The organism is Psychrobacter sp., assembly GCF_018260395.1.
GTDB lineage: Bacteria > Pseudomonadota > Gammaproteobacteria > Pseudomonadales > Moraxellaceae > Psychrobacter.
In genome coordinates, this window is sequence record NZ_JAGLBC010000185.1 from 1 (window position 1) to 3,650 (window position 3,650).

A 3,650-nucleotide genomic window follows, 5' to 3' on the forward strand; every position below is an offset into this window, starting at 1 on the left:
CTATACATATCAAGTTTGTTATTATTTTTAAAGTGGATGCCCGATATGGTTAGTATGTATTTACTTATTCCGTTGAGCCTAATGCTTTTTGTTGTTGGCATTTGGGCAGTTCGTTATGCAGTAAAATCCAATCAATTTGAGGATTTAGATAATGAATCCCAGCGTGTCATATTGGATGATCGTCAAGAGCGCAGACAAATCTTAGGCTCTAATTCTATATCTCCAAAAGCCACTAACCCTAAAGACAATGCAGCTTCTGCAAATTCAAATACTCTCATGAATAGCGATCACTCTCTTCCTGCAAGCCATAATAATGATGCAAATGGTGATCAATAGTTTGCACTTGTAGAACGTTAGATTAGTCTCATAAATCAAACTATACGGATTATTTGTTATGACTACCCCTTTATTAGTAGCGGCATTTGCAATGGGTTTTTTTGGATCTCCACATTGTTTGGGTATGTGTGGTGGCTTAGTAACGGCATTTGGGTTGTCAATGCAAGACGTTAGTCCACTAAAAAAAAGAGGGCTTATTGCCACTTATCATTTTGGTCGGCTTATTAGCTATTCTATTTTAGGGATTATTGCAGGCCTTATTGGTACCACAGTTTTAGCACCTTTATTAACGGGTAATTCAACCCCGCGTATTTTACTGGGTTTGGTTCTGGCCTTTATCGGGTTATCTATGCTTGGTATGCCTTTTTTGAACAAACTTGAAAAATTAGGCATGGGCGTCTGGAAAAAACTATCTCCGCTACGTCAAAAGGTTTTTCCGTTAAATACTTTTCCAAAAGCTTTAGCGGCAGGGTTATTATGGGGATTCTTGCCTTGTGGCTTAGTATATGGCGCACTATTGATGGCAGCTGTCAGTAATAACGTTGGCGCTGGCGCGTTATTAATGTTCGTATTCGGCTTAGGCACTGTGCCTATGTTGGTGGCTACGCAAGAAACTGTGGGCTGGTTACATAAACAGATTGGCCGTTATAAGTTGCGCCAACTAAATGGTGTAATTATGATTTTATCAGGATTAGCCGTGATTGCATTGCCTATGGTAATGCATCATTCAGGAGGCCACGGTGATCATGGCACACATGGTGACCACCAAATGCATAATATGTCTGAAAACATGCCCAACCATGATATGAGCAATATGCAAAATATGGACCATATGCAGAATACGGCTGATCATAATATGCATAATGCAAAAGATATGTCCAATAACAGTATGCAAGGTAACTCAGAAAGTGAAAACCATAATTCTATGGAGCATGAGCATCAGTCTGCTGAATAGTATTTTTTAAAGGCATTAAATTAACCGCTTTATCTAATAATAGTTATAAAAATAAAAAGGTATTTTGCAATAAATATCTCTTTAATGATTTTTAATAAAGACTTTATGAGTAGCTTGTTAATAAGTACTTATTAATAACTAACTTGTAAATAACTAACTTATTGAAATGAGCTTAGTTAATAAGTGTTTAGTTAAACTGTTCAAGCTTTAATTTGGTATTTAAATGCGCTTCAATTGCCGGCAAGTTGAATGCATCATCTTCACTAACAAAGCTAATACTCACCCCTTGTTGACCAGCACGGCCAGTACGACCAATACGGTGTACGTAGTCGTCAGGTTGATCGGGCAAGGTGTAGTTTACAACATGACTTACGTCGTCAACATGAATACCACGTCCAGCCACATCAGTAGCAACTAGCACCTTGGCATTGCCATTTTTGAACTTATCCAAATATCGCTCTCGCTTTCCCTGATCTATATCACCCGACAACATCACCACATTATGCTGTGCGCCAAGGCGATTAAATAATCTTTTGACTTGATCTTTTCTATTAGCGAAAACGATTACTTTATCTGCTTGCTCAGACGCTAATATGCGACATAAAGCTTCAAACTTATCTGCTTCAGTTAACAAATAAAAATGTTGATCCACCAAGTCACTGGTTTTGTGCTCAGGTTCAATTTCTAAAAATACTGGATTAGATAACCATTGATAAGCTAAATTCATCACATCTTGATTAAACGTAGCTGAAAATAATAAACTTTGCCTATCAGTATTGGACGGCATATAACGCATTAATCGTTTAATATCTGGTATAAAGCCCATATCCATCATACGGTCTGCTTCATCTAGAACAAATGCTTCGATGCGGTCCAAAAATACATGACTCTTATATATTAAATCAATCAAACGACCTGGCGTCGCAATTAAAATATCTATAAATTGCAGATCTAAAGCCTTAATTTGTTGCTCATAATCTACCCCGCCCATGATACAGATACTGTTTAACTCTGTGAACTTAGTTAAAGCAATGGCATCTTCATAAATTTGATTTGCAAGCTCTCGGGTCGGCGCCAAAATTAAAGCCCTTGGCTCACCCAAATAGCGCAGTTCATCTTTTTGAAATGGTCGCTTTAACAAGGCTTCAATAATGGTAATTAAAAAAGTGGCTGTTTTTCCAGTCCCTGTCTGAGCCTGACCAATAGCATCTTGTCCAGCTAAAGTATACGGTAAGATTTTAGCTTGAATTGGGGTTAACTCCGTAAAACCTAAATCTTCTACAGACTTTAAGACACTATCGGTTAAGTCCAAATCATTAAATTTAATAAAATCATCCATATAACTTCCTTAACTTATTAATTTAATTGTGATTATTATTTTAATTATGAATATTATAAGATAATACTTAGTTTAATACATTCAATAGACTTAATTGATAACCTCTTTAAGCGACATTAATTTGATTTAACGTTGGGCTATTATAGGTCATTACCTTTAACAATACCCAAACAAGATTAGCTAATTTTTGTCATAGCATCAAAAAAAGCCAACATGTCAAATTTAAATAAGCGAGAACGCATTTAAATTTGACACATTGGCTTTTTGGTTCAATATGTATAGGCTAGAAAAAGACTTTATACCAATAACAATTAAATTGGAATTAAGCGTCTACTTTAGTAACTTCTTCAGCTTGTAGGCCTTTATCACCTTCAGTAACTACAAATTCTACTTTCTGGCCGTCTTGAAGTGAACGATAGCCGTCACCTTGAATAGCACGGAAATGAACAAAAATATCTTCACCGCTTTCACGTTGAATAAAACCAAATCCTTTTGCATCATTAAACCACTTAACAGTACCTTGCTCACGAGCTGACATAATCTACTTCCTAAAACTTATTATATAAGACTTCAATTAAATCCCAATTAAAGCATATAAGCTGAAGCCTGAAATGCTAATACTGGGTATAAGAAGTGGCTAAAGACCACTTAGTAACCGAAACAAGACTTGCAATAGCTACAAATAAAAACCATATACTTGTGCATTTTTATTAGCAAAAATAAGAGCACTAAATTCTTAATTGTGTAACACTACAGACATGTTTGTTATCTAAAACTAATCATAGCACGTCAATTTATTAACACAAAGTGTTTTAACATAACTTTCACATTATGTAAGCTTTTTTAAAATTATTCTACTCTTTGATGACTACACCCTTCAAATATCACTAATTAATCAATAATAATGGGTTAAAAATCGGTATAGTATTATAATATTTATAACAAATAAAACTTATAATTAGCTATATAGAAACCTTTGCACGATAAGAACAAACCATCCCTAAATCTCAACTTTCACTA

Annotated in this window: 4 protein-coding genes; 2 read left to right on the forward strand and 2 right to left on the reverse strand. The window is 35.2% G+C overall.

The genetic code is table 11. The features are described 5' to 3' along the window. Positions 1 to 45: 45 nt before the first annotated feature. Entirely contained in the window at positions 46 to 336 is a 291-nt protein-coding gene (ccoS, locus tag QZ265_RS10175) for a cbb3-type cytochrome oxidase assembly protein CcoS (protein WP_296405860.1), read from the forward strand. 58 nt (positions 337 to 394) lie between these two features. Then, positions 395 to 1,291 carry a sulfite exporter TauE/SafE family protein gene (locus QZ265_RS10180; RefSeq protein ID WP_296405858.1) on the forward strand — a complete coding sequence of 299 codons (897 nt, stop codon included), beginning with the start codon at positions 395 to 397 and terminating at the stop codon, positions 1,289 to 1,291. A gap of 187 nt (positions 1,292 to 1,478) precedes the next feature. On the opposite strand, the gene QZ265_RS10185 is transcribed toward QZ265_RS10180, so the two are convergent. After that, positions 1,479 to 2,630 carry a DEAD/DEAH box helicase gene (locus QZ265_RS10185; RefSeq protein WP_296405859.1) on the reverse strand — a complete coding sequence of 384 codons (1,152 nt, stop codon included), beginning with the start codon at positions 2,628 to 2,630 and terminating at the stop codon, positions 1,479 to 1,481. A 322-nt stretch (positions 2,631 to 2,952) separates the two neighbouring features. Further along, positions 2,953 to 3,168, reverse strand: coding sequence for a cold shock domain-containing protein (locus QZ265_RS10190; protein ID WP_077449371.1), 216 nt, complete (start codon positions 3,166 to 3,168; stop codon positions 2,953 to 2,955). Positions 3,169 to 3,650: the final 482 nt, after the last annotated feature.